This is a genomic window from Nostoc sp. DedQUE04 (assembly GCF_034530995.1).
GTDB lineage: Bacteria > Cyanobacteriota > Cyanobacteriia > Cyanobacteriales > Nostocaceae > Nostoc.
Genome location: NZ_JAVRCA010000005.1, coordinates 113692 through 139705, shown reverse-complemented (window position 1 = coordinate 139705; position 26014 = coordinate 113692). Strand labels below are relative to the sequence as shown.

Sequence of the window (26014 nt, the reverse complement as noted above, 5' to 3'; positions counted from 1 at the left end):
ACCACAGAATATAGCACGATACTAAACTTAGGAAAGAATATACTACGATACTAAATTTAGGGTTCGGAACTCTGTTTGTCTTCAAAACGTCTAACAATGCGAGAAAGTTCCGCCTTTTCATCGATATTAACGCGAGTAGGAGCACCGCTGATAATCCGTTCGTAGTTTCGGAAAGAATCTTTAATTTCGGGCCCATCAGCAGTAATATTATACTCACGAATGCCTTTATCATGCCAAGACCCGCGCATTTTGAATACGTTAATTGCCCGCGACATTTCTCCACGAATTTCTACGTACTGTAACATCAGAATTGTATCGGTAATCGTGGAAATGTGAGAGTCAGTGATCGAATGCGCTCCTAGAAATTGGTCGGTTGTGTTGGTAAAAAAACCAGTAATTTCTTCTTGTTTAGCATAACCTGTCACACCAATTACAAACTGCCGAAATGCATTATTCGTAACTCCTCTAGCTAGTGCTGATAAAGAATCAATGGCAATCCGAGCAGGTTTGAAAATAGCAATTTCTGATTTAATAATTTGTAAGTGGTCTTCTAAACCAGTTGATTCAGGATAGGTACAAATTATTTTGAGTAAACCTTGATCTTCTAATTCTTCAAAATCAATTCCCCAAGAGGAAGCATTACGAGATAGTTGGGCGCGTGACTCTTCATAAGCAAATAATATCGCCTGTTCTCCATTGAGACAGCCATCTTGAATAAATTTGCTTACTAACAGGGTTTTACCAGTACCTGTAGCTCCTGTCGCCAAAATAATTGAATCTTTAAAGAAACCCCCACCGCACATTTCATCTAAAGTTTTGACGCCAGAAGATACCCTGACATTAGAAGAACGTTGAGTCAAGCGCATTGCTCCGAGTGGGAAGATGTTAACTCCTTCATTAGTAATTGTGAAGGGATATTCGCCTTTCATGTGAGTTGTGCCGCGCAATTTGAGAATTTCAATTGTGCGGCGGCGGCGTTCTCCTTCTAAAGCGTTGCGAACAATTACTACATTATCGGAAACAAATTCTTCCACTCCAAAAGAGGCAACAGGCCCGTATTCTTCACTACGTTCAGTGGTAATTAGAGTGGTGACACTCAGTAGTTTGAGGCGTGCTACCAAACGAAAAATTTCGCGTCGCACTACTCCCATCGCTTCATACTGCTGAAATACTGCTGTTATTGAGTCGATTGAAACTCGTTTAGCTTTATATTTGCGGATGGCATATTGCAAGCGCTCAATGAGTGCAGAAAGGTCAAAATTTCCCACGATATCTTGACCTTCTGGATCGGGAGATGCATCAAGAATAAACAACTTGCCTTCTTCAATTAAGCGGGGCAAGTTCCAACCAAAAATATTAGCATTTTTAATAATATCACTCGGTGATTCCTCAAAGGTTACAAATACTCCTGCTTCATCAAAGTAGGTGATACCGTTATAGAGAAACTGAAGAGAGAATAAGGTTTTACCTGTGCCGGATGTACCACTAATCAAGGTAGTTCTACCAATTGGTAAACCACCATGACTAATATCGTCAAACCCTTCGATCATCGTCCGAATTTTTTCTACACCCCTAATTATCGGTGGTTGTTTTGGTTCTACTTGCTCTTTTTCACTCATTGCTCGATCACAAAAGGGGATTAAAACCTGTTTTTTTATTACTAAAATTTTGAATTAATTTTTTATGATGAAAAATTTACTCTTCAAAGTCTTCTTCACTCAGTTCTTCATAGAGCAAATCCAATCCAATCAACACTCTTTCTCTATCTGAAAGATCCCCAATAATTTTGCGAACGGGTGGAGGCAAAATTTTAGATAATGTTGGTGTGGCCAATATTTTATCTTCTTCCGCCAGTTGCGGGCTTTTCAGTACATCGATCACTTTTAAAGCATAAACCCCTTCAAACTCCTGTTCTAAAATCTCTTTAAGTGTTTTTAATGCCCGGACTGAATTAGGAGTATTACCTGCTACGTAAAGCTTGAGAACGTAGGTTTTTCTGGCTTTATTCATATACTTAATAACTAATCATTATCAGAGAAATACAATATTTTTCTATGCACCGTTACTCACAGTTGTAGCTTGTTCCCAGTTGAACACAGAGCAATAAATTTCATTTATTTTATCTAGAAATCGAACTCCTATAGACTTCGCACAGGTGAGCCAAGATATCTATTAACGTTAGGCGGTAATCAAGTAAAGTTTCATTGCTCCTACCTTCTAATTTTAGCTGGTTAGAAAATTCTTCAATTATCTCCATGTGAATTTCGATTATTTGGGGCACAGGAATATTAGCATAAAATATAGTATTGATAAATTTATCAATTTTATCTTTGAGGGTTTTGTCTGTAGTAAAATAATCTATAAGAATTAGGCTATAATCTATTTTAAGCTGTCTTAATAATCCTTCTCTTTCTGCCGGAGTCATCTCCTGAAAATACTGCTGGCTTTTTTGCATCTGACTGGCAAATACATAAACGTACTCAAGAGTGTATGCCTTACTTGGATTTAGTAGCAGCCAATTTGGTAAATAGTTGATTGTTTCAGAGCTTGTTACAGCAACAGGTAAGTAGCAAAATTGGGCAATAATTGCGTCTATCAATTGCCACAGCCACTTACTCAAACCTTTTTGGTTGGCTAAGTCAACTGGATTATTTAAGCATTTGTTAATATTAGATAGCAGAATCAAGATCGGTAATAACATCTATTCTTGAATATATCTCCTTGATCGCCCTGACCAAGAAACGCGGGCTGATAAGTTTGGCTAACGCTTGTAGGGGAATACTGCGTGTGCAGTAAAGTGCTGATTTAACCCCAAAATAACGCTCTAGGCGAGCAGATAGTGCTAGGCACTCAACATTCTAGTGGAGCAACTAACTGATAGAACTTAGTAGGTCTTTGATGATGAGGTATCCGTCGGCATTGCAAGACACAGTAATTAACTCATGATTTACATACTTATGTATATAAATAGATAGATTTTTTTATTTTGCTCCTTGATAAGATACTTAAACGAACTTAAAGGATTGTCGCATTCCAAATCATTATAATTCCTCAAGGTTCTAAAGCGAATCTTTGGGGCCATAATTGTCTTAGCCGTCGCTATCGATGAGGAGTTTAAATACCAGTAAGACACTGGGGAGGCTGGCTAGTTGCTAAAAATTAGAAACGTCGCCTCTTAGAAAAATGCACTCGTTTGCAATTCCCGTGTCCGTTAGGGGAAATCCCGTTGTTTTAATGGCGTTGAAATAACCAGAGTTGCTTATATGAGTCTTCTTAGAGGATATGACTTCAGGCGAAAAGACCATCAACTGGCAGATGGAAATGCCGGAGGGTTCCACAGGAAGAATGACCCCCAAATCCCTATGTTAATGCTAGATTACCCGCTTTATAACTTTCAGGCAACCGTACCTAGCTGCCCCCAAACAAGTTCTCTGGCAGTGGTGTTGGAGATTTTTGAGCAAGAGCAGTGCGATCGCTTGGTAGTAGTGAATCAACAGCAATGCCCCATCGGATTGCTGTATTCTGCCCGTTTAATCCCAAAATTATTAGCACAAAGTGACGATAAAAATCTAAATTTACACCAATCGCTCTCTACCTGGGGTCAAGGTCTAATTGAGCCAATACAGACAATATCAGCTTCGGAGCGTGTAGAGCGATTAAGCTTGCGCTGGTGCGATTCACAAGTCGAAAAAGCCCAAAACTTAGATTGGGCGCTGATTGACTCCGAGGGTCGATATTTGGGGCTGCTAGATAGTTCGCGCCTGTTGCGATCGCTAGCTCAGGAACGTATGGCTGGCTTACAAAAGTCTAGCGAACATCGCCATGAATATGATGGTCGGCCAAACGAACCCAAGTCATTAGGACATCAGCCATTAGTACACTTGCTAGAAAGACTGCCTTGGCCTTTGATGTTGCAAACCGGTACTGGCGAGGTGGTAGCGCGAAATCCCGCCTGGTGGCAGCAATTAGGAACCTTAAAAGATCCAGAAGGGGTTAGGCAACAGGTGGAGGCAATACTTGCCCCTAAACGCTCCGAAATAGCAGAATATGCCACCCAACCAGCAATCAAGGTTCATCCCAATGGTAGGGAGAATGAGCATACTGATGAAGAAGAACTGATTCAGCAAGAAGCATCAGGTGATGCTGCATACAGCCGATGCTATTTAGATAGTCAAGTGGGTACTTGTACCTGCGTTGTCGAAATGCAAAATGGTCAAGAGCGAATCTGGCAGTTTGCCAAAATTCCCTTAGATAATCCTGAATTTAAAGTGATGAGTGCTGAAAAGGAAATTGCACTCAGCACTGATTTGTGGTTGGTTTTAGCTACTGATGTCACTGAACAGCAGCAACTTTGTAAAGAACTAGCAGCGAAGAATGCCGATTTAATTCAACTAAATCGGTTAAAAGACGAGTTTTTAGCTTGTATTAGTCATGAACTCAAAACTCCCCTAACTGCCGTTTTGGGATTATCGCGCTTGCTAGTGGATCAGCAGTTAGGAGAACTTAACGAGCGTCAAGCCCGTTATGCCGGACTGATTCATCAAAGCGGACGCCACCTGATGAGTGTGGTGAATGACATTTTAGATTTGACCCGGATGGAGACGGGACAAATGGATTTGACGCTGACTCCGGTGAAAATTCAGGCTGTGTGCGATCGCGCCCTATCGGAAGCCAAAGCTATCCACACTCAAACCACCAAAGCGACATCTGCCCCGCCACCTGCAAATGCCCGTTCATCTGCTCCTCAATTCTGTCTTTCCATTGAACTAGGTTTAGATCAGATGGTGGCAGACGAATTGCGCTTACGCCAGATGCTAGTACACCTACTTTCCAACGCCTTTAAATTCACCGAAATATCTGGCGAAATTGGGCTGCGGGTAAGTCGTTGGGAAGGATGGATTGCCTTTACAGTTTGGGATACAGGAATTGGTATTCCCGAACACCAGCAACACTTAATCTTTCAAAAATTCCAACAATTAGAAAATCCCCTCACCCGACAATTTGAAGGCACTGGTTTGGGGCTAGTATTAACTCGCGCCTTGGCTCGCCTCCACGGAGGAGATGTCAGCTTCTTATCGCGTGAAGGTAAAGGTAGCCAGTTTACCCTACTTCTGCCACCCAGTCCCCCGAAAACAGGCTTTTCGGAACCAGATATGGGAATCAGAGAAGCCGAGGAGACACGATATCAACCGACACGGGAAAATCTCGCCGCCGCTCGTCAGCAAGTTAGTACGCCCATACAGCATCATCTTGCGAGTTCGCAACGATTGGTCTTGGTAGTCGAGGCAGTAGCTCGATATATTGAAGACTTGACCGAACAACTCAAAGGTTTAGGATATCGCGTAGTGATTGCGCGATCGGGGACAGAAGCAGTCGAAAAAGCGCGGCGCTTGCAACCAATAGCAATATTTTTGAATCCGTTGCTACCCCTGCTATCAGGCTGGGATGTACTGACTTTACTAAAATCTGACGCTGCAACCCGTCATATATCTGTAATTGTCACCGCGACGGCAGCCGAAAAAGAGCAAGCATTTGCTAACCGAGCCGATGGTTTCTTAAGTTTGCCAGTAGAGCATCAGGTCTTAGCACCGGTTCTCGAAAAATTATGTACTGCACAAGTAATGCCGCAGATAGGGTCAAATAATAGTGCAATTATCCCAACTAAAACCCCACTGCGAATTCTCAGGTTGGTGAATCCCCAGTTAGAATCGGTCAATCCCCACCCCTCACTTCGAGAACACCGAGTGATTGAAGTAGATGATCTAGATCAGGCAGAACTTTTGGCGCGGGTATGGCAGTTTGATGTGATTTTGCTAGATGTCGAAAGTACCACTGCGCAAATTTATTTGCAACAACTAATTGGACATCCACGTTTAGCAGCGATACCACTGGTTACTTGCGATGTCGCAACTACTTTAATCGCTTCTAAAATACCAGGGCTATCTGTATTTCCTTACTTAACACCATTTGCGAAAGACAACAGCAGTCGCACCGAGAAAACAGATGCTTTACTATCAGTACTAGAAATTGCTTCTGGTATTTGCTGCCCTCCCAACATCTTAGTAGTGGATTTAACAATGCTGCGGGATTTCCCCCAGATAAGACGTAAGCCAGCTAAGGGTTATCGGACAGAAAAAAATTGCTCAATTAGTAGTGAAACTGCTGAACGGGGATCTGAATGGTTCCAAGCTTTAATTCAATACCTGCAAACAGCAGGCTTCAAAGCCGCAATGAGTCCTTGTTGGGCAGAAGTATTGCAACAGATTCGCCACGAAAGCGTTGACTTATTGCTAATTTGTTTAGGAGAAACCTCTATCCACAAAGATGTGCTCAAAGCACTGAAAACATTAGGAGATTCGCCTTTAAAGTTGCCACCAATTTTGGTACTAAATCAGCGATTAAATCGCTCACAAACCAGTTTCCAGGATGGGGTAGCTTATAAGCAAATTGACAAGCAGAAGAAAAATAGTGTGGAATCGATAGAAACTGTTGTTGGTGCGATCGCTACCCAAATATTACCGCGATCGATATCAATGGAAGACCTATTAAGCCAAATCAATCAAGCTTTAGCTGTCAATGGTTACAATAGCAAATGTTAATGGGGTTATTGATCGTTGGTTTTTTGTCATTAGTCATTTGTCCTTCGTTTTTTGTGAATAACCAATAACTAAGGACTAATGACTAATGACTAATGACTAATTATGATATATCTATTTTTTGATTCTTCATTTTCTTAAAAGGAACTCGAACCAAGTTATAAGCACCCTTGGTTGATAAATTCTTGTAATCATCTGGCTGTAAGTCCATTTGTAAAAACTTTTTCTGTTCGGCTAACAGCAGCACTGAGGAAGGTTTTAGTCCTTTAGCAGCCTGGTTTTTAATATGCTCTACAGCCTCTTGGGGAAATTTTAAATAATTTACGTGGATGTGGCTGTAAAATACCACACTAGGCTTTTTGAAGCCAAGCATGATCAATTCTTCGTTTGGTTGTTTTGCTTCTAAAATTACCGCAGACAATTCCCTTAAGGGTAATTGACGTTCTCGATCGATAAAAAACGAAGCAGGCGTTAAGACAAAAATTACAAACGCCACAAACGCGATTAAATTAATACTGATAATGTAGTTCCAGCGGCGACTCAATAATAAACCCGCGACCAAAACAGCAGAAACTAGCCAAATTATACCCGCGATTACTGGTAAACCAGATTTTTGAATTAGTTCGTGGAAGTTACTAATAGCTGGATCGGTACCTAATATCTGGGTTATGTTGAGCAGTGCTGTTGCCAGAATTGATAAAAATACTACATTCACCCAACCACTGATTCGCAGCAAAGACGCGGAGATGGGCAAAGTGGGAGAGGGGGAAGGAATTGTTTGCCGTGTATTTGTATCTGAAAAAAGGTCGCTCCACAGCAGGACTACCAGGATTGCTGCTGCTGGCATTAAAGGTAATACGTAGCTAGGGAGTTTGGTAACAGCAATGCAAAAAAAGCTAAAGATGCTAGCAAACCAGAACCAGGCAAATAAACCAAATTGCTGAAAACGTTCAACAGATCGCCAATGCGATCGCTGCCAAAATTTTAGTCTGATTATAGAAGCTGGTAAATACACTGAGTATGGTGCAAAACCCAACAGCACAATTAAAAAGTAAAAATACCAAGGTGCTGAGTGACCATTAACTACTTCTGTAAAGCGTTCCAGGTTGTGATAACCAAAAAAGGAGTTAATGTAATTCCAGCCATTGCGCCAAATTACTAAAGCATACCAGGGCACTGACAAAGCGAGAATTATCAGTGTACCTACAAGAAGGTGCATTTCCCGCAACACCTCTCGCATTTTACCCACGTAAAGTAAAAAGGCGGCAACAATTAGCCCCGGCAAAACAATTCCCACTGGCCCTTTGGTCAAAATTGCACCAGCAATCAGCACATAAAAAGCTAAGTACCACTTATTAGGGAATAGGGATTGGGGATTAGGGATTGGGGATTGGGAAAATTTCTCTTCACTCCTCAGTCCACTGCCCTCTGTTCCCAGTTTCCTAGTCCCCAGTCCCCAGTCCCCAGTCCCTTCCTTCCCTGCATACCCTAGAAAGAAACATAACAAAGCCGATGCCATACATCCGGTGAGCAGCATATCAGAGACACCCGTTCTCGCCCAAATAATAGTTTCGGGATTGAGTGCCATCAACGCTGCTGCTATAAAAGATGTTAAGTAGCGACGAGTAGGACGTGAAACTTGCTCTAATTCGTCTTGTTTAACCAGATACCACTGGATGGTGTAAAAACCTAAACAAACTAAGCCGAATGCGGCGATCGCAGAAGGAAGGCGTACTGCCCATTCATTCACGCCAATCAGATGATATGCGATCGCCTGACACCAGTAAATTAAAGCAGGTTTATCGAAACGAGTGTCACCATTGAAAAATGGGGTAATCCAATCACCTGTAACGTACATCTGGCGAGAAGCTTCGGCAAAAAGCGGCTCTGTCTCATCAATTAAGCCAATGTTGCCCAAATTCCACCCAAAAGCCACCCAACCAACCACTATCAACCACAAAATCGACACAGTTAGACTCAAGGCTGGATTTTTTGCTATTTTGTTGAACCACCGATCAACAGTGTGCTTAACACTCAATTTCATTCTCATTTAGTCAATAGTCAACAATCACTAATCAATAGTCGTTGGTTATCTATCTTTTGTTCTTCGGAGTTTTTAATTCAACAATTTTCCTCTATCCATTACTTAACACTTTACCAACTGTAGGGTAAGGATGTAAAAATAAAGGTTTGAAGATATTTATTAGACTTCTTGGCATTGTGGGAAAAGGGTAAGGGGAAAAGCTTCTGTATTGTCCCCTTCCCCTTTAACCAAAACCTTTTCCTCCAAGAGGGCAAAAAGCACTTCTGCAATAAGTCTATTGACTCAGCACAAGTTGCCATTCTCTATTTTGGGAATTCCACTTAGGTAATTGAGTTTCGCCAATAATATAAGGGCCCCAGTAACGACGGGAACCATCTTGTGCAAAAGCAACTAAAACATCTCCCTTTTCGAGCTTTAAATTATTTTGAGGTAGGGATAGAACCAGTCCTTTCTCACTACCTTCTTCGGGAGCAAAATCCCAATGTGCCGGTACATCGTAGTGAGTTTGTTTTTTACTAGCTCCTTTTGCTACTGACTCTCGTGCCAGTAGAACCAGCCGCACAGGCTGATTAGTTTGATTGCTCATTCGCAAAGTACCTCGATCCTTGGCAATGCTTGTTGATTTATCACGCTTTGCCAAGACAGGGTAAGTATTCTCTTTATTGCTATGTTCTACTCGATTGGTTGGGGTAGGTACTGGAGTAGATAAGCTAGTGGAAAGACTTTTTTCAGGTACAACCGAAGTTGTATGCCACTCTTGAGTTTCTGTTGGCAGTTGTGAAGATGTATCTGGGTTTGTATCTGGGTTGGTGGACTCAAAGGATACGCTCAGTCCAAAGCATCCCACCAGAGCAACAAGCAGTCCCAAGCACAAAGCTGTAATACCGACGTTACGATACACTGAAGATTTCATATTGATAGTTATTTAGAAATAAATATTTTGTCTAGGCTTGACCAAATAGTAGCCTATTATCCCAAAAGGCAATCACACAAAATAGCCGAATATAGACTTTCCTCAAATTAGGAAGAGGAATGTATGATAAATATCATTTTGATTAGAAAATATTTGAAGGATATAATCTCTTTGATGTTTGAAAAACAAGAGATCCAGACATCCATTACTTTGGTTTTTGACCGTAAGTATGGATAAAAACAAGATAATTTTATACCTATTAAGCCAATTCATTTCTATAAAAAAAATAAAAGTTTCCTGAAACCGTTAGCAGCCTCAACAAGGCGTCCTTTGCTAAACGTCAGTGCTTAAAGATCCTCCTTTCTAAATCTACGCAAGTATATTCTCCTGTTGGGAGACCCTACGAGGAGCTTACTTCCATACATGAATACAAGTCAGCAAACGCGCTTAACGAACTAGCTTCCTTAAAAAAGGGGAATTTTGAATCATTTTCCCATTTTTTCAGGCTTGCTCGTGAGGAGCAAACTAAATATTTATTGTTTCCAAACATCCTCTAAGAAACTGTACTTCTGAAGAAGATGATAGAATAGTCAAATTTGAATAAACACTGCAATTCCAGTAGATATCTACAATAATAACAAACAAGCTGATGCTAAAACCAATATCCTTCTTACATTAATATAGATATATTTAAAGATATCTTGACTTTTCCCAAAAGTCCCTTTGATGCAAAACACTCGTCTCAATAACTTGTTCGATGGCATTGCTACACGTTTTGGGCAATGGTTTTTAAATCCTTGGCGACGACTATCGTTGCTGATAATTAGTTTTTTGTTCGGTTTTTTTCTGGGAAACGCAGTTTCCACTACAGCTGGACAACGGGCAGAGTTAGACATTGTAGCAGCTGGTTTTTTAGTACTGTTAACGGAAATTACCAGCAGAATATTTTATAGTCGCAGCTTTTTGGATCGGCGATCGCTCTTGATAGACTCACTAAATCTCCTCAAAGTTGGTTTCATCTACAGCCTGTTTCTCGAAGCTTTTAAGCTGGGATCGTAGTCAGATGGAGAATTTATGAATTTGTGGCTGAGTGTTTTGGCAACCAATGGGCTGGGGGAAACTTGGAAGCAGGAAGCAAGAGAAGCAGCACTGGCAGATCGGTTAAGGGCTAAAGCTTTTGGGATCGCGCCGGAAAATGTTGATGAAATGATCGAAAGGCGATCGCATTTACTAAAATCTGTCTTTCCAGCTTTTAGCGAATTCTGTCAAACGACTCTCCAAGTACAACCCCAGGAAATGTTACAGGTATTGTGGGACTTGTGGCTGCCTTTGGGGATCAAACTAGCATCGCAGCGCCAACAGTTGGGACGCCCCTTGATTCAAGGAATATTGGGAGGACAAGGCACTGGTAAAACCACAATGTCCAAAATTCTCATTTTGATTCTAGCTCATTTGGGATACAGGACTGTGAGTTTATCTTTGGATGACTTGTATAAAACTTACAGCGATCGCTTGGCTTTAACACAACAAGATCCCCGCTTCATTTGGCGCGGTCCACCGGGAACTCACGATATAGACTTAGGCTTAAATGTACTAGATCAAATCCGTGAGTTGCAAAGCCCGGTAATACTTCCCCGCTTTGATAAATCAGCTTATGGAGGTGCTGGCGATCGCACTAATCCAGAAATGGTGGCGGATGTAGATATTGTACTATTTGAGGGTTGGTTTGTGGGTGTGCGACCAATCAATCCTGATTTATTTGATACTGCACCGCCGCCAATTGTCACAGATGAAGATAGAGCATTTGCCCGTGAGATGAATCTTCGCCTCCACGATTATTTACCACTATGGGAGCGATTGGACAGTTTAATTGTGCTGTATCCCATCGATTATCGGTGTTCTTTGGAGTGGCGCAAACAGGCAGAACAACAGATGATTGCTGCGGGTAAATCGGGAATGAGCAATGCAGAGATAGAGCAATTTGTCAATTATTTTTGGCGATCGCTGCACCCGGAATTATTCATCACGCCGTTGTTAAGAGATGCGACAGTGGTTGATATGGTGATTGAGATTCATCCCGATCGTAGCTTTGGTCAAGTGTATTGCGATCGCACTTAGGGCGTTAGTTCTCAAGCAAATCAGCTAAAAACATATAATTTGCTTAAAGCGTGATTTATCCCTTGCTTGCCATTTATCCCAAGCTAGTCTCATACTAATTCGTAATTCGTAATTCGTAATTCGTAATTAGATAACTTATAAAAAGCTTTCTCGATAAATTTAACAACTTGGGATATCTCCAGCTTGAAAAATCTGTTCGGCGGTTAAATTCAATTCTGAGGGTAAATTTAATCGGTCAAATTCTACCGTTAGTTTTCTAGCGATAAAACCAACAATATCTTCATGTTCGCCAGTTGGTTGAGGCATTTCAACAATCGCACCATTATGTAATTCGTATCTCCCGCCTTCAGGTTGCCAAGCTGCAAAATCTTCAAAGCTTACTAGTTTAGGTATGGCTTGAGTCATAAATTTTACCTTAATTTTTACCTTGGCTTATATGTTGTTTTAATCATCAATGCTTTTAAAGTTGACAAATTGCTTTTAAAACTTGTAGCAACTGACTTGAACGTTCTCTTTCCATTAAATTTAATTCTGGGAACAGATAATAAATAGGGGGATTTCCTTGTTCGAGATAGACAAACTGATAACTTCTACCATTAGTCGTTAATCCCCAAACTGATTTTTGATTATCTAAATTTTTATAAGCATAAGTAAGTAGCTGAGACAAACCTGTTGATATATCAACTTGACAGTTTTTAGATTCAATCAACAGTACCCAAAAATATGTTTGAGGTTTTGTAGTTTTAGCTTTATTAACAGCTAAGATATCAAACCTTCCTTTAATTTTTATATCTTCATCTTCAACTTCAATATCAGCAATATTCTCTTCCAAAACAATCTCGATCGGATAGCGATAAAAACCAGCTAATCTTAGTAAAGGCGCAACTGCAAGAAACTTTACCTGACCCTCAGAAACTTTGCCTATTGTCAGGTATCTATCAAAGTCATGCTGAATTTGTTTTAGTTCCTGCTGTTCTGCTTCCGTGAGAGGTTCCAAAGATAAGTAGTGAGAAAATGAATCATTGTACTGTCTTTGAAAGCCAAACAGACGCTGAACTTCTTCTAAAGATAAATTACGAGCGTTGAGAATTGTCATATATTATTGGTTAATTCAGGTGCAACTCAATCTAAATTCCCTATATAAAACCTATTTTAACCCCTAGCTGATTACATAGAATACAAACAATTGGTAGGGTAGCACAGCTGTGATACCCTACCGTGAAGCAAATTCAATCTAGCTTGACTACTACAAAGTAAATGGTTTGCGATTACGATCTATCAGACGATCCCATTGCATAGTTAAAGTGCTTCCCATTTTTTCCTGTTGTTTTCCCCACACCGATAGTAAGTCTAGACAAGAGTGATCTATATAAGCCAAGTCTTGCATATAAACATGCAATTCACTTCCTGGAGGCACAAGTTCTAAAATGTTCGCCAATTTTGGTAGCCTCACAAATGTTGCCGCACCTTGTAAATAAATGTCTATTCGCTGATTATCTTCGTGTTTAATAACTTGGATATTCAGTACAGACATTTTGTGAATTAGTAAAACTCCTGTCAACAAAATACCAATTAAAACACCTGTGATTAGGTCAGTAACAACAATCCCGATTAAAGTGGCAGCAAATATTACCAGAGGAAAACGTCCATACTTTTTTAACTGGCGAATATGTTCTACTTCGATTAGTTTGTAACCAGTAACAACTAGAATTGCTGCCAGACTAGAAATGGGAATTATTTTGAGCAAGGTTGGGGCTGCAATTACTAAAATTAACAGCCATAAACCGTGAAGCATCGTCGATAATCTAGTTTTAGCACCAGCTTCTACGTTTACAGAACTGCGGGCTATCACTCCTGTCATCGGCAAAGCACCCAAGAACCCACATATAACGTTGCCAATTCCTTGGGCTGTTAATTCGCGATCGAAATCGGTTCTTGTCCCGGTATGCAATCGATCTACTGCTACGGCTGAAAGTAAACTTTCTGTACTAGCAATAAATGCGATCGCGATCGCATCTAGCAAAACTGGTGCCTGAATTAAGCGTGGTAAGCTAGCAAATGTTGGTAATTGAATTGCTTGTGCTAGATTTGCAGGTACATCAACATACTGAATCGGTAATCGATACACTGTAGCGATGACGGTAGCAATGACAACGCCGACAAGCGCGCCAGGTATCAACTTTAAACTATTGGGTTTAAATTTTTCCCACAGCAGAAGACTGATAATAGTTGTTACACCTATGAGTGCTGCAAGGTGATGAACGCTACCATCAATAGAAAAGAAAGCTTTGTAAATCGTGTTGGGAATCGAAATTAAATTCTCAATGCCGTGTATCCGCGGTTGGTCGTCTAGCATCACATGAAATTGGGAAGCGAAGATTAATATCCCAATACCTGCAAGCATTCCATAGATGACAGCCGGTGACATGGCGCGAAACAACTGACCAAGTTTAAATATACCTGCGAGTAATTGGATTAAACCCGCTAGCAGCAGAATTGGCCCAACCATTTCAATGCCATATTGTTGAACTACTTCTGCAACAACCACCGCCAGTCCAGCAGCCGGGCCACTAACTAGCAGTGGAGAACCGGAAACCGCACCAACAATAATTCCGCCTACTATTCCTGTAACTATGCCGCGAGATGGCGGAAGTCCCGAAGCGATCGCAATACCCATGCAAAGAGGAAGGGCGACAAGAAACACCACAAATGATGCCGGTACTTCACTAGTCAATGAGGATTTGTCTATGATTGCTTTCAAATTTCTCATTTGCTTCTCCTCTAATGAAAAGTTTTTAATTTTTGGCTGCCAAGGTGAACTGTTACAATGCAGCCGAAACTAGACTTGCATTGAATAGTTCAAACCTATTCACTGAGTTTTAATTGCAACAAAATTGTACTGGCATACTCAGCCCTGAAATAGCAAGCACAAAATCATTAAGTTAAATTGACTTACGGTTATAGTTACTATTTACATTTCTTAATGATTACAAGTCCATGATAACAATACTGTTATCTGATTGATGTTACATAACTTTTTTATTGGATTTGTAGCAAAGTATTAAGTTAAATTAAACAATGGATTAGAATTACCTGAAAAAAAGGTATATTAGAACACATTTTATTAAGTTTGATTTTCTCTTAAGGATTTTAACCCCAACTGCTACCTATCCCAAAAATCAGCTTTACAAGTATATTGATTATCATTCTCTGGATTTTGAGAAATTATTTTTGAAAGTCTCTTAGCGCTTGATGGGATTCATCCAAGCTTCTAATCGGCTAAATGCTTGGGAAGAAAGTAGCGTCAAACACAAATAAACCACTGCTACACCTGCGTAAATTTCAAAAGCGCGATAGTTATCAGCAACAATTAGCTGTCCTTTACGTAGTAATTCTTCAAACCCAATCACAGAAACTAAGCTAGTATCTTTCAATAAACTGATAAACTCATTGCCCAAAGGTGGAATCATCCGCCGGAAAGCTTGGGGAAAAATTACATAACTCATAGTTTGCACAGAACTCAAACCTAATGATTTTGCTGCTTCTGCTTGTCCTGGTTCAATTGATTGAATTCCAGCACGAACAACTTCGGCAATGTATGCAGCGCTATTCAAACTTAAGGCAATTACCCCAGCAGTTAGACGATCGAAAGAAAATGTCCAACCAAGTTCTTGTAAAATTGCTGGTAAACCAAAGTAAATCATAAAAATTTGCACCAGCAAAGGCGTTCCTCGAAAAAAATCTACATACGCCCTCGCCAACCAACGCACAGGTGCAATATGAGAAAGGCGAACAATACCAATTAAGCAACCGCCAATTAAACCAAATACTACCGAAAGTATTGTTAATTGCAACGTTACCAATGCACCCTGCAATAGACTTGGAAAAGCCTGCAATATCACCCTAATTGAAGTTAATATTTTAGATGCGCCAGCGTTAGTTTGATTCTCAAATGGTGATTTAGCTGGTAGTGATGGTGGTTCAACTTTAAACCATTTCTGGTAAATTTGAGAATAAGTGCCATTTTTCAGCACTCTATCCAAGCCATCATTTATCAATGTCAAATTTGGCGAGTTTTTAGCTGTAGCAATTCCATAAAACTCTTCCGTCAGCAATTTCTGTACTACTTTAATTCCCTGAAGATTGCCTGTATTAATTGCATATAAAGTCACAGGTGCATCATTAATTACCGCATCTACATTACTGTTAAGCAATTCTTGCAAAGCTAAGGGTGCAGAATCAAAACTGCGAATTTGTACCCCAGGAATACTTTTAGCCTTTGCAGCCCCGGTTGTGCCAATTTGTACTGCAATTTTTTTATTTTTGAGACTGTCAAAACCAGTAATATTTTGATTATCTGCGCGAATTGCGATCGCTAACCCAGCCTTAAAATAAGGACGGGAAAAAGAAACCGTTTTTGCCCTCTCCTCAGTGATCGTAATCGAACTAATAGCCGCATCTACCGTTTTAGCTTGTAAAGCGGGGATAATCCCATCAAAAGGCAGACTTTGAAAATTCACTTTCAAGTTAGCAGAAGAAGCGATTGCATTCATCAAATCAATGGAAAATCCCTGCAACTCGCCACCTTTTCCTTGAAACTCAAAAGGTGGAAACGCCGGTTCTGTAGCAACCCGCAAAGTTTTCCCCGCGTTAGAGTTCACAGCACAGCTAATCAGTAACAAACAACTAAAACCTACGAAGACACATAAATACAGCCAACGCATAAAACCAACTTTAGCCATATTATTTTCTCTCCTTCTGTGCCTTTGCGGTTTCTTAAAATATTACAATCAACTGTAGAGCAGCTTGACACAAGTAATGGATAATACCATCCCTGCGATTATTTTTGAGAATATCGAAAAAAACTTTGGTTCCCTAAAAGTCCTCAAAGGAATTACTGGCGAAATCAACCGAGGAGAAGTTGTTGCAGTTATTGGTTCCTCCGGCTGTGGTAAAAGTACCCTACTTCGTTGCTTCAACCGCCTAGAAACCATTGATAAAGGGCGTTTAATCATTAACGGAATTAACTTATCCCGGCCCACTGTCAACTATAGCCAACTGCGGCAACTACGAACACAAGTAGGCATGGTTTTTCAACAGTTCAACTTGTTTCCCCATCTCAGCGTCTTAGAAAATATGACACTCGCACCGCGTAAAGTCTTGGGTAAAACACCAAAAGAAAGTGCCCAACTAGCGAGATTATATTTAGAAAAAGTTGGTTTATCTGACAAAGCCTCTGCTTATCCCGAACAACTTTCTGGCGGAGAAAAGCAACGAGTAGCGATCGCTCGTAGTTTATGTATGAATCCCCAAATCATGCTATTTGACGAACCCACCAGCGCCCTAGATCCCGAACTCGTCGGTGAAGTTCTGCAAGTGATGCAACAATTAGCCACAGAAGGCATGACAATGGTGGTTGTCACCCATGAAATGCAATTTGCAAAAGAAGTAGCCCATCAAGTTATATTTTTAGACAAAGGTATTGTCACAGAACAAGGCCCAGCTTATGAAGTGCTGACCAATCCCCAAAGCGATCGCCTACGTATTTTCCTAAGTCGCCTCAACGTTAGATAGTTAGGAGTTAGGAGTTAGGAGTTATAAATTAAAGGCTTCTTTTGAACTCATCACTACTTAAAGGTACTCACGCAAAAAATCAAAGGGATCGTCTTCCCAACAAGGTTCAGGTATTAACCAAAATAAACTACCGCTAATGTCGGCTTCAATTTCATCACCGTCGTCTCTATCAAATAGTTCTATCAAAGCTGTCCAATCACGTTCTCTGAGAGATGTTATCGATGGGGCATATAGCTGGAGATTATTTGAGTAATTCACGCGCAAAGTTGTGCTTGAGTGCCGTAAAAAGTTAGTATAAAAATTTAGAAATAATCAGATTCTAGCTTTGAAAACCGCAGTTATACCAGTTCAAAATACAAAAAGTCTGATTTAATCTGGCTTTTTAGATTTGTATCGATCGCATTCATTTTTGAAATGACTATTAAATAGTTATTTTGATACTATTAAATATGGACTACTCTTATAAGTGTCTCACAATTTAAATAGGACTGCTATAGTATTTATTACATATTACAAGCGGAATTTACTCAGATAGGAAAAACCCTTGAGGCTGAGATTCTACTAATTCCACGCCAAAGACTTCTGCAAAAGATTGTGCTATGTAAAAACGCACCTCTTGGCAGGTGATACCTGGAATCCATTCGGCTAAACTGCCTACAGGTTTGTCAGAAATACCGCAGGGTACAATGCGCTCAAAGCCTGTCATGTCTGGACAAACATTTAACGCAAAGCCGTGCATAGTAATCCAACGGCTGACTTTAATACCAATAGCCGCGACTTTTCGCCCTTGCAACCAAACGCCAGTAAAAGCCGGAATTCTTTCTCCTTGCAATCCATAAATTGCCAATACGCGAATTATTACTTCTTCGAGTTGCCGTAAGTACCAATGGAGGTCTTTCCGATAACGTTGCAGATTTAAAATTGGATAGCCCACGAGTTGACCGGGACAATGGTAAGTAACCTCACCGCCTCGTTCAACTCGATGCACATCGTATTCACCTTTGTCAATATCAAATTTGAGAAAGTCTGAGTTGCTTCCTTGTCCCAGAGTGTAGACAGGTGGATGTTCTAGCAAAATTAACACGTCATCTAGACTTGGGTCATGAATGCGATCGCTTAGAAGCGATCGCTGCCATCCATGAGCTTCTAAGTAAGGCATTAATCCTTGATTATACAGCAAACAAATGTTTTTTTGCGATCTAATACTATGGATCATCCCAAAATTCAACCGTATAAAGAACTAAATATATTTCAAGTTACCTAATGAGAATCAAAAATTGTCAAGCTTTGCAAAGGATTTTAAAGGAAAGTCAAGGGAAGATGCATTAGAAAAAACAAAGTGCTAGCTTGAATATTAACCTCAATAGGTTTTAGGAGGAATTCTCTGCAATAAGCATTATGCCAAGACAATAAGGAAGAATGTACTGGCTGATGACTTTAATATCATTGTTTGCATTTCAAACAGAATCAAACTTCCACAGAACCTTGTACTCTTGAACAACAGCAAGCAAACCTCAATCCAACACAGAAGGAGCAAATATCAACAGTTCTGTAAGCATTCCTTTAAAGGAAAAGGTAGTCATAGGAGCTACAATTAGATTTTCTCAACTCTTGAGTGCTAATTGGATATACAATAAGACATCAGCGCAGAGATGAGGAGGTAAATCAAGGGTATACTTGACAATTCCTTAGATGCAGCAACCTGAGAGATAGCTTAACAGCAGTAGATACAATATAGTTCACAATTTGTTTTGGCGGGAGTAATAAACCTTACCGCAATTTCTTTTCATACAAAGCAAATTCACACATCTAAAATATTCAGCGGGAGAGTATTACATGAAGCTTGTCATCCACGGCAAAAATATTGAAATCACCGATGCGATTCGTGAGTATGTACATCAAAAAATTGAAAAAGCAGTTAGTCACTTTCAAAGCATTACAAATGAAGTAGATGTGCATCTTAGCGTCGCCCGGAATCCCCGAATTAATCCAAGACAAGCGGCTGAAGTAACTATTTATGCTAATGGTAGCGTTATTCGTGCCGAGGAAAGCAGCGAGAGCCTATATGCCAGCATTGACTTAGTTGCAGATAAAATTGCGCGTCAACTGCGGAAATATAAAGAACGGCGTCAAGACCACAAAACTCATGCTCAACCAACAGAAGTAATTATTCCAGAGTCGATAGTAACAGATTTAATTGGCGATCGCACCGCCGAATTGCCCAACGAAGTCGTCCGCACCAAATATTTTTCTATGCCGCCGATGACTGTTACAGAAGCTCTAGAACAACTGCAACTCGTGGGACACGACTTTTATATGTTCCATAATTCTGAAACTGGAGAGATTAATGTAATTTACGAACGTAACCACGGCGGTTATGGTGTCATCCATCCCCGCAATGGTAACGGGAATACTAATGGCAAAAATGGCAAGGCAAGCCATACTAATATAGTCATGCCGGAAAAGTCGCATTCTAGTAAATAGGCACTAGGAAATAGTGGAGATGAGGTGAGCAGGGGAGAAATTGCAGTAGGTCTTTCCCCTCTCTACCTCTGCCTTTTCCAATGTCCATTTCATCATTTCGCAAAGTTTTGCCAAGTTTTCAGATATTTAGAAAAGATTTTCACTTTAAAATAGCAAACTTATCCATAACTTTCTAGATGATGTCTGCACAAGCTAGATAGTAAAGATTGACAGTTTCTCTAGTTTGGAAGTAGACATCAGACTTTTGTGTTGTACTGCGCAAAACATAGCCACATCTGCTTCACTTTGCATCCATAGTACCGAAGGAATTTTTTATCGAACATAATTCAGGAGTCAGGAGCAAAGCCAAAGAAGCTCCGCCTCCGGTAGAATATAGCCCATCATATGACAACTCATACTTTTTATTTATCCAACCCTATTTTTAAGTTAGATACAAAATTTGAGGAAGTTGTGAGCAAATATTTCAATTAAACAGTTTTTTCATCTATTAAAAATAAATTTTCCAAATTGAGTATTCAGAATAGGTTAAACTGCATATATAAGCTGACAGAATATTACTAGCTTTTGCAACAAATCTTAATGAAAAGGTTAAGAGCAAGTGGGTTTTGTTGGCATATATTGAATGACATTAAGGAGGTAAATATCATGCAAAAAGAATATATGGAGATTTTAGAATCATTAATTAATCAACTGACATTATCCGCAATATTAGAAATGTTAGAACGAATATGTCACAAAAAAGCGGAAAATCTGAGAACTCATTGGCAAGATGAGACTTCAGCAAAGCTTTGGGATAAAGCCGCGAGACAAATAGAACAGATAAATGTTGATGTCTGATTGAAGAATAATTCAAAATTCAGAAGTCAAGTTTATACCCTTATTGTATGACTCTGCTATCAATTGGGAGCGAAAAATCACGAGACCATTCATTCCAAGAGCCAAAATAATTTCTAGCAGAAATTCCTGCCTCTTCAAGGGCTATTAATGTATTCGCAGCCCTTGAACCCTTAAAGCAGTAAATGTACACAATTGACTTTGAAGTAATACCTACTGACTGACAAATTTCTCGGATTTCATCTGGCGATCGGAACGTAGGGATTTCTGATTCAGAATTCATCAGATGATGCCATTCTAACCATACAGAGTTAGGGATTCTACCTTTGCGGGGACAAAAATCAGGATGGTAAGGAGAAGAACTCAACCCAAGCCATTCATTGCGATCGCGCACATCTAATTTAATAATTGCTGGATTCTCAATTGCTTGCAACATCTCTGTGGTAGTCACCATGATGTCAGCATTGGGATGCAATCTAAATATGCTGCTTTCACGCTTCGGTACTTCATCGGTAGTAGGTAATCCTGCCTTGAGCCATGCTTTATATCCTCCATGTAAAATAGATACCTGAGCGCAACCCAAATATTTCAGTAAGAAAGCTGCTCGACAAGATTGACCATAACCTTTATTTAAAGCATCTTCATACACAATTAAATGTTCTGTACCAGATATTCCTACCTTGCTCATGATTTCTGCAAAATACTCTTGCAATTCCTTCAATCCTGCTGGGGAGGAATTCTCTAAAAGATAGGTGAAAAAATCTCTAATATTTATGGCTTGATAAATATGAGAAATATCATAATCTTCTTGACTTCGCGTATCGATAATCACAGTCTGTGATGATTTTTCTGCTAACAGTGACGTGACTTCTTGAGGAGAAATGAGGAGTTTTTTATTCACGCTTTCATGCTTCTGTTATGTACCATTAGGCATTATCGCCCTTGGTAGATTTGCATTTTGGAGTGCAAATTACAGAAGAATAAATGTTGAATGTTACAAGAGAACTTGCATTGCAGAATTTTCAGTCAGAATGTCGGCACTAATTAGCGTTAAATGTTCATCACGCCCTACTTGCAGCAACCTTCTAAGTACTTCAGTTTTTAAACCTTGACATTGGTAGCGATCGCTAACTAACATTGCAAACTCAGCTTCATTTGTACCAAGAAAAATTTTGGCAAAGGTATTGTTTCCAGTAAAGCTTGCAGGTATGAAAAACTTGACTTCTAATTTGTCGCTTTACATTTTTCGTGAAAATCACTCAAAGCCAGTTCTGCAATGGCTCAAACCGAGCAAATTCCGACTCTAGCTGCCATTGAATCCGCGCGCGATCGTTCTTCTGCAAAAAAGCACTGCACCCTTGAGAAACAGAGGTTTCACCAGGGGTATCGCTTGCACAAGCTGGAACCATTGCCTTAAACTCAGGCGACTTCCAGAGACTATTTCCCGGAGCGAAACTATATTCTAAGCTATTGCGAGCCAGTCGCTTGAGGTCTTTATATCCCAGTCCATATCTCGTTGCCGCTAACAGATATTCATGACTCAAATCAATCCGGGAAATGCCTTCATCATCTGAAGCAAGGGTCATTGGTACTCCAGCCTTCCAATACTCCCTAAAAGGATGTTCATCTCCCTGGACATTCAAAATGACTTCATTACTGGTCAGGCAGATTTCGACCAATACGCCGAGTCGCCGCATTTGCTCCATCAACTCGAAGGGACGCTCCTCAAAAAGAATATCCACGCCATGTCCGATGCGAGATGCCTGTGCCACTTCTACAGCTTGCCGAATATGAAAACGTAAATCCTCTGTCGGAACCAAACCGAAAGTTAACTCTCCTGCATGGAGCGCGACCTTAACATCGGGATATTGACGTTTGAAAAATTGCAGCATTTGCATTTGCAGGGTATAGTCGCGCAGTGCAATCGGGTTGTCTTCTGGGGCGACAAGATTGATGCCAACTACCCGCGAATCTGATGAAGCTAGTGCAAAGGCATAAGCTAACTGAGCAAACACTTCAACAGGCGACTTTGTTCTTGTCGTTTGCTGCAAATAGCGCACCGTCACTGCACATCCAGGCTGTGCTGATGGAGTGCCGCAACCGAGTGTTTTCGAGACTTCGCCCTCCAACTGTGCAAATTCCTGGCTACCCAGTGTCACTAGCTTGGTTAATCCTCGTTTGAGCAATTGACGGTGCATCTCTTGCAAATCTTTATTCCAACCAACTTCACGCCCTAGCTGTCGAACCTCACTGCCCTGAAAAGTAAGCATTAACTCTAGATAATTAATATGCTGCGAAGCTGCTCGATTTGCTACTGACGCGACCATATCATCCCGACGGCTCATAGAGTCTGATATTGTCCCAAAACCACTAAAAGCTTCAAAAAATTGGTCGTGTCCTGATTTACCAGCAAATTGGAGGTTGCGAGTAGACCAACGATTTATTAGGGAATCATAAATAGATGTTCGGTTTAACAATTCTGAAGCTGGAAAATAGCTACTGTCCTGACCGCAAGCTTTAGGCTCAACTAAAGTTCCTATCTTTGAATTCACACAATACCCATCGGTAGCAGCCCACTCCAGATAGTGTTCTGCGTACACAGCCCCGCTGAGATGACTGTGGATATCTCCTCCCTTCGGCATTCGCTGTACAAATGCTCGTAAAGCGCCTGACTGTGCGCGATGGGCTTCAAACCAACTAGCAGCTTGAGCTTCACTCCGAGTCGAGGATTGCTGCGAATTAGATGGGACTTGGGCTGCTACACTGAAGATAAAACAGCTAGAACTTGTTAATACTCCTAAAAACAAATAATATAAGGGCGCTCGTCTATGCATATAGATTTGTTTTTTTGTAAAACATGGCCAGTATGAGTGTAGTTATCATGCTGTTTAAAACCATCAACTATCAATCTTTATAAGCCAAATAAACTATAACCTAAGATAGATACGTATTAATTAATTTTATTTAGTTCAATCTGAACTTATCATTTTTTAACATTAGTATTGCCAGCACAATCCGCCGCAAAATCTCCAACTAAGAACTAGTCCATGCGATTGCTTGTCTGCGACACGCACTTACGTTCGTAGTTCCTACTCTCTACAAGAGGCTGCGCGTAGCTTGCTTCTCTGTAGGAGTACGCAATGATAGTTATTCTCTCAGTGCTAAATAAAAACTGGGATGCATTCTTTAATAACTCTATTGCATCTGGAGATTCATTCAGACTTAATAATGGTATTAACTGATAAGTTCTAGATGAAAATGAATGTAAACTAAATAACTCAGCAATTTTTATCTAGCTTAACGAAAATCTAAACAGCGTCTAGCACAACTAAGCTAAAAATAGTTTTCAGTAACAATACCGCTCGTAAATGTAATCATGTCTCAACCAACTATAGAATCAATCCTACAAGAAAACCGCCTTTTTCATCCTAGTTCAGAATTCTCGCATAACGCCCATATCAAAAGTCTGGATGACTATCAGCGTTTCTACGACCAAGCCAAAGCCGATCCGCAGCAATTTTGGGCAGATTTGGCTGGAAAAGAATTAGAATGGTTCCAAAAATGGGACACAGTATTAGATTGGCAACCACCTTTTGCTAAGTGGTTCGTTGGCGGTAAGATGAATATTTCTTACAACTGCCTTGACAGACATCTCACTACCTGGCGCAAAAATAAAGCCGCATTGATTTGGGAAGGAGAACCAGGTGATTCCCGTACCCTTACCTACGCCCAACTGCACCGAGAAGTTTGCCAGTTTGCCAATGTGTTGAAGCAACTGGGCGTACAAAAAGGCGATCGCGTTGGTATTTATATGCCAATGATTCCCGAAGCTGCGATCGCCATGTTAGCTTGTGCCAGAATCGGCGCACCCCACAGCGTAGTATTTGGTGGTTTTAGTGCCGAAGCTTTGCGCGATCGCTTAATTGATGCTCAAGCTAAACTGGTAATTACGGCTGATGGTGGTTGGCGCAAAGATGCGATCGTTCCTCTCAAGGCACAGGTAGATAAAGCCTTGGCTGATGGTGCTGTTCCCAGTGTAGAAAATGTCCTCGTTGTCAAGCGCACCGGACAAGAAACTTATATGCAGTTGGGTGGACGCGACCATTGGTGGCATGATTTGCAAAAAGGTGTATCAGCAGATTGTCCCGCCGAACCGATGGACAGTGAAGATATGCTGTTTGTCCTCTACACTTCTGGCAGCACCGGCAAACCGAAGGGTGTAGTGCATACAACTGCTGGTTATAATCTGTATACCCATATCACCACCAAGTGGATCTTTGACCTGCAAGACACAGATGTATACTGGTGTACCGCAGATGTCGGTTGGATTACGGGACATAGCTACATTGTTTACGGCCCGCTTTCCAACGGTGCAACCACGATAATGTATGAAGGTGCGCCCCGGACTTCTAATCCTGGCTGTTTCTGGGATGTAATTGAAAAATACGGCGTGAATATTTTTTATACAGCACCTACAGCAATTCGGGCATTTATTAAGATGGGCGAACAACATCCGAATGCGCGAAACTTGTCTTCGTTGCGTTTGCTGGGAACCGTCGGCGAACCGATTAACCCCGAAGCTTGGATGTGGTATCACAAAGTTATTGGTGGAGAACGTTGTCCAATAGTTGATACTTGGTGGCAAACGGAAACCGGCGGTATCATGATTACACCGCTACCAGGAGCAATTCCCACTAAACCCGGTTCAGCAACCCTCCCCTTCCCTGGAATTATTGCAGATATCGTGGATTTAGAAGGAAACACCGTACCCAATAAGGAAGGTGGTTATTTGGCGGTGCGACATCCCTGGCCAGGAATGATGCGGACAGTTTACGGCGATCCAGAACGCTTCCGCCGCACCTATTGGGAACACATTCCACCCAAAGATGGGAACTATACTTACTTTGCTGGTGATGGCGCAAGACTTGATGAAGACGGCTACTTCTGGGTAATGGGTCGTGTGGATGATGTACTGAATGTCTCAGGGCATCGACTCGGTACAATGGAAGTAGAATCAGCTTTAGTTTCGCATCCAGCGGTTGCAGAAGCGGCGGTAGTAGGTAAACCCGATGAACTTAAGGGTGAAGAAGTAGTGGCTTTTGTGACTTTAGAAGGCACTTATCAGGGAAGTGAAGAACTGAGTAAAGAACTCAAGCAGCACGTTGTCAAAGAAATCGGTGCGATCGCACGTCCCGGAGAAATTCGCTTTACAGACGCTTTGCCCAAAACGCGATCGGGTAAAATTATGCGGCGCTTGCTGCGGAATCTAGCCGCCGGACAAGAGGTATCTGGAGATACTTCGACATTGGAAGATCGGGGTGTGTTGGATAAGTTACGAGAAGGTGTGTAAATAATTCCAAATTAGCTTAATAAGGGCGCATATATATATGCGCCCTTATCGTCTCTCTTGTGATGCATTACGCGCTAACGCAGGCCAATTTATCATAAAGA

Annotated in this window: 20 protein-coding genes and 1 pseudogene; 7 read left to right on the top strand and 14 right to left on the bottom strand. The window is 40.9% G+C overall.

Translation table 11 applies throughout. The annotated features are described in order from the left end of the window. Positions 1 to 56 precede the first annotated feature (56 nt). The 3 genes from kaiC to RM049_RS05245 form a co-directional block, all read right to left on the bottom strand. A complete protein-coding gene (gene kaiC / locus RM049_RS05255; RefSeq protein ID WP_322670817.1) occupies positions 57 to 1619 on the bottom strand; it encodes a circadian clock protein KaiC in 1563 nt (520 codons plus the stop codon). A 76-nt stretch (positions 1620 to 1695) separates the two neighbouring features. Beyond that, a complete protein-coding gene (kaiB, locus tag RM049_RS05250) occupies positions 1696 to 2010 on the bottom strand; it encodes a circadian clock protein KaiB (protein ID WP_322670816.1) in 315 nt (104 codons plus the stop codon). A 109-nt stretch (positions 2011 to 2119) separates the two neighbouring features. Beyond that, a complete protein-coding gene (locus RM049_RS05245) occupies positions 2120 to 2701 on the bottom strand; it encodes a KaiA family protein (RefSeq protein WP_322703419.1) in 582 nt (193 codons plus the stop codon). 562 nt (positions 2702 to 3263) lie between these two features. Here RM049_RS05245 and RM049_RS05240 point away from each other — a divergent pair. Next, positions 3264 to 6599 carry an ATP-binding protein gene (locus RM049_RS05240; RefSeq protein WP_416212615.1) on the top strand — a complete coding sequence of 1112 codons (3336 nt, stop codon included), beginning with the start codon at positions 3264 to 3266 and terminating at the stop codon, positions 6597 to 6599. A 100-nt stretch (positions 6600 to 6699) separates the two neighbouring features. On the opposite strand, the gene RM049_RS05235 is transcribed toward RM049_RS05240, so the two are convergent. Then, positions 6700 to 8646: a glycosyltransferase family 39 protein gene (locus RM049_RS05235; RefSeq protein WP_322703418.1), complete on the bottom strand. Its 1947-nt coding sequence runs from the start codon at positions 8644 to 8646 to the stop codon at positions 6700 to 6702. 268 nt (positions 8647 to 8914) lie between these two features. Continuing rightward, positions 8915 to 9553 (bottom strand): hypothetical protein, encoded by a 639-nt coding sequence (locus RM049_RS05230; RefSeq protein ID WP_322670813.1) that lies wholly within the window; start codon positions 9551 to 9553, stop codon positions 8915 to 8917. 726 nt (positions 9554 to 10279) lie between these two features. Between RM049_RS05230 and RM049_RS05225 the strand changes: the two genes are divergently transcribed. Then, positions 10280 to 10612 carry a DUF565 domain-containing protein gene (locus tag RM049_RS05225; protein ID WP_322670812.1) on the top strand — a complete coding sequence of 111 codons (333 nt, stop codon included), beginning with the start codon at positions 10280 to 10282 and terminating at the stop codon, positions 10610 to 10612. A 15-nt stretch (positions 10613 to 10627) separates the two neighbouring features. After that, complete coding sequence (locus RM049_RS05220; RefSeq protein WP_322703417.1) at positions 10628 to 11671, top strand: glycerate kinase; 1044 nt, start codon at positions 10628 to 10630, stop codon at positions 11669 to 11671. A 219-nt stretch (positions 11672 to 11890) separates the two neighbouring features. Here the strand turns inward: RM049_RS05220 and RM049_RS05215 are convergent. The 4 genes and pseudogenes from RM049_RS05215 to RM049_RS05200 form a co-directional block, all read right to left on the bottom strand. Then, positions 11891 to 12076, bottom strand: a pseudogene (locus RM049_RS05215) (Uma2 family endonuclease); the annotation flags it as partial. Between the two features lie 55 nt (positions 12077 to 12131). Beyond that, positions 12132 to 12767: a restriction endonuclease subunit R gene (locus RM049_RS05210; protein WP_322703416.1), complete on the bottom strand. Its 636-nt coding sequence runs from the start codon at positions 12765 to 12767 to the stop codon at positions 12132 to 12134. Positions 12768 to 12917: 150 nt separating this feature from the next. Beyond that, the gene (locus RM049_RS05205; RefSeq protein WP_322703415.1) at positions 12918 to 14441 is read right to left on the bottom strand and encodes a SulP family inorganic anion transporter; all 1524 of its coding nucleotides are present in this window, start codon (positions 14439 to 14441) and stop codon (positions 12918 to 12920) included. 472 nt (positions 14442 to 14913) lie between these two features. Beyond that, positions 14914 to 16413 carry an ABC transporter permease subunit gene (locus RM049_RS05200; RefSeq protein WP_322703414.1) on the bottom strand — a complete coding sequence of 500 codons (1500 nt, stop codon included), beginning with the start codon at positions 16411 to 16413 and terminating at the stop codon, positions 14914 to 14916. Between the two features lie 76 nt (positions 16414 to 16489). Here RM049_RS05200 and RM049_RS05195 point away from each other — a divergent pair, with 76 nt between their 5' ends. Further along, complete coding sequence (locus RM049_RS05195) at positions 16490 to 17245, top strand: amino acid ABC transporter ATP-binding protein (RefSeq protein ID WP_322692691.1); 756 nt, start codon at positions 16490 to 16492, stop codon at positions 17243 to 17245. 57 nt (positions 17246 to 17302) lie between these two features. Here the strand turns inward: RM049_RS05195 and RM049_RS05190 are convergent, their stop codons facing one another. Together RM049_RS05190 and lipB are read right to left on the bottom strand one after the other, a co-directional pair. Next, positions 17303 to 17503: a hypothetical protein gene (locus RM049_RS05190; protein WP_322670805.1), complete on the bottom strand. Its 201-nt coding sequence runs from the start codon at positions 17501 to 17503 to the stop codon at positions 17303 to 17305. A 265-nt stretch (positions 17504 to 17768) separates the two neighbouring features. Further along, positions 17769 to 18461 (bottom strand): lipoyl(octanoyl) transferase LipB, encoded by a 693-nt coding sequence (gene lipB / locus RM049_RS05185; protein ID WP_322703413.1) that lies wholly within the window; start codon positions 18459 to 18461, stop codon positions 17769 to 17771. Between the two features lie 620 nt (positions 18462 to 19081). On the opposite strand from lipB, the gene hpf reads away from it, so the two are divergent. Next, positions 19082 to 19729: a ribosome hibernation-promoting factor, HPF/YfiA family gene (gene hpf / locus RM049_RS05180; protein WP_322703412.1), complete on the top strand. Its 648-nt coding sequence runs from the start codon at positions 19082 to 19084 to the stop codon at positions 19727 to 19729. A 645-nt stretch (positions 19730 to 20374) separates the two neighbouring features. After that, on the top strand, positions 20375 to 20566 hold the full coding sequence (locus tag RM049_RS05175; protein ID WP_292860261.1) for a hypothetical protein: 192 nt from the start codon (positions 20375 to 20377) through the stop codon (positions 20564 to 20566). Positions 20567 to 20606: 40 nt separating this feature from the next. Here RM049_RS05175 and RM049_RS05170 read toward each other — a convergent pair whose 3' ends face one another. The 3 genes from RM049_RS05170 to RM049_RS05160 all read right to left on the bottom strand — a co-directional run bounded on the left by RM049_RS05170 (position 20607) and on the right by RM049_RS05160 (position 23397). Next, on the bottom strand, positions 20607 to 21464 hold the full coding sequence (locus RM049_RS05170; RefSeq protein WP_322703411.1) for a sulfurtransferase: 858 nt from the start codon (positions 21462 to 21464) through the stop codon (positions 20607 to 20609). 93 nt (positions 21465 to 21557) lie between these two features. After that, positions 21558 to 21701, bottom strand: a complete 144-nt coding sequence (locus RM049_RS05165) for a hypothetical protein (RefSeq protein WP_322703410.1) — start codon at positions 21699 to 21701, stop codon at positions 21558 to 21560. A gap of 121 nt (positions 21702 to 21822) precedes the next feature. Further along, entirely contained in the window at positions 21823 to 23397 is a 1575-nt protein-coding gene (locus tag RM049_RS05160; protein ID WP_322703409.1) for an adenosine deaminase, read from the bottom strand. Positions 23398 to 23939: 542 nt separating this feature from the next. Between RM049_RS05160 and acs the strand changes: the two genes are divergently transcribed. Continuing rightward, positions 23940 to 25913: an acetate--CoA ligase gene (acs, locus tag RM049_RS05155; protein WP_322703408.1), complete on the top strand. Its 1974-nt coding sequence runs from the start codon at positions 23940 to 23942 to the stop codon at positions 25911 to 25913. The last annotated feature ends 101 nt before the right edge of the window (positions 25914 to 26014 follow it).

Excerpts from the sequence above, each read along its gene's own strand:
- kaiC (WP_322670817.1), bottom strand. The coding sequence starts at position 1,619 with ATGAGTGAAAAAGAGCAAGTAGAACCAAAACAACCACCGATAATTAGG.
- kaiB (WP_322670816.1), bottom strand. The coding sequence starts at position 2,010 with ATGAATAAAGCCAGAAAAACCTACGTTCTCAAGCTTTACGTAGCAGGT.
- RM049_RS05245 (WP_322703419.1), bottom strand. The coding sequence starts at position 2,701 with ATGTTATTACCGATCTTGATTCTGCTATCTAATATTAACAAATGCTTA.
- RM049_RS05240 (WP_416212615.1), top strand. The coding sequence starts at position 3,264 with ATGAGTCTTCTTAGAGGATATGACTTCAGGCGAAAAGACCATCAACTG.
- RM049_RS05235 (WP_322703418.1), bottom strand. The coding sequence starts at position 8,646 with ATGAGAATGAAATTGAGTGTTAAGCACACTGTTGATCGGTGGTTCAAC.
- RM049_RS05230 (WP_322670813.1), bottom strand. The coding sequence starts at position 9,553 with ATGAAATCTTCAGTGTATCGTAACGTCGGTATTACAGCTTTGTGCTTG.
- RM049_RS05225 (WP_322670812.1), top strand. The coding sequence starts at position 10,280 with ATGCAAAACACTCGTCTCAATAACTTGTTCGATGGCATTGCTACACGT.
- RM049_RS05220 (WP_322703417.1), top strand. The coding sequence starts at position 10,628 with ATGAATTTGTGGCTGAGTGTTTTGGCAACCAATGGGCTGGGGGAAACT.
- RM049_RS05210 (WP_322703416.1), bottom strand. The coding sequence starts at position 12,767 with ATGACAATTCTCAACGCTCGTAATTTATCTTTAGAAGAAGTTCAGCGT.
- RM049_RS05205 (WP_322703415.1), bottom strand. The coding sequence starts at position 14,441 with ATGAGAAATTTGAAAGCAATCATAGACAAATCCTCATTGACTAGTGAA.
- RM049_RS05200 (WP_322703414.1), bottom strand. The coding sequence starts at position 16,413 with ATGGCTAAAGTTGGTTTTATGCGTTGGCTGTATTTATGTGTCTTCGTA.
- RM049_RS05195 (WP_322692691.1), top strand. The coding sequence starts at position 16,490 with ATGGATAATACCATCCCTGCGATTATTTTTGAGAATATCGAAAAAAAC.
- lipB (WP_322703413.1), bottom strand. The coding sequence starts at position 18,461 with ATGATCCATAGTATTAGATCGCAAAAAAACATTTGTTTGCTGTATAAT.
- hpf (WP_322703412.1), top strand. The coding sequence starts at position 19,082 with ATGAAGCTTGTCATCCACGGCAAAAATATTGAAATCACCGATGCGATT.
- RM049_RS05175 (WP_292860261.1), top strand. The coding sequence starts at position 20,375 with ATGCAAAAAGAATATATGGAGATTTTAGAATCATTAATTAATCAACTG.
- RM049_RS05165 (WP_322703410.1), bottom strand. The coding sequence starts at position 21,701 with ATGTTAGTTAGCGATCGCTACCAATGTCAAGGTTTAAAAACTGAAGTA.
- RM049_RS05160 (WP_322703409.1), bottom strand. The coding sequence starts at position 23,397 with ATGCATAGACGAGCGCCCTTATATTATTTGTTTTTAGGAGTATTAACA.
- acs (WP_322703408.1), top strand. The coding sequence starts at position 23,940 with ATGTCTCAACCAACTATAGAATCAATCCTACAAGAAAACCGCCTTTTT.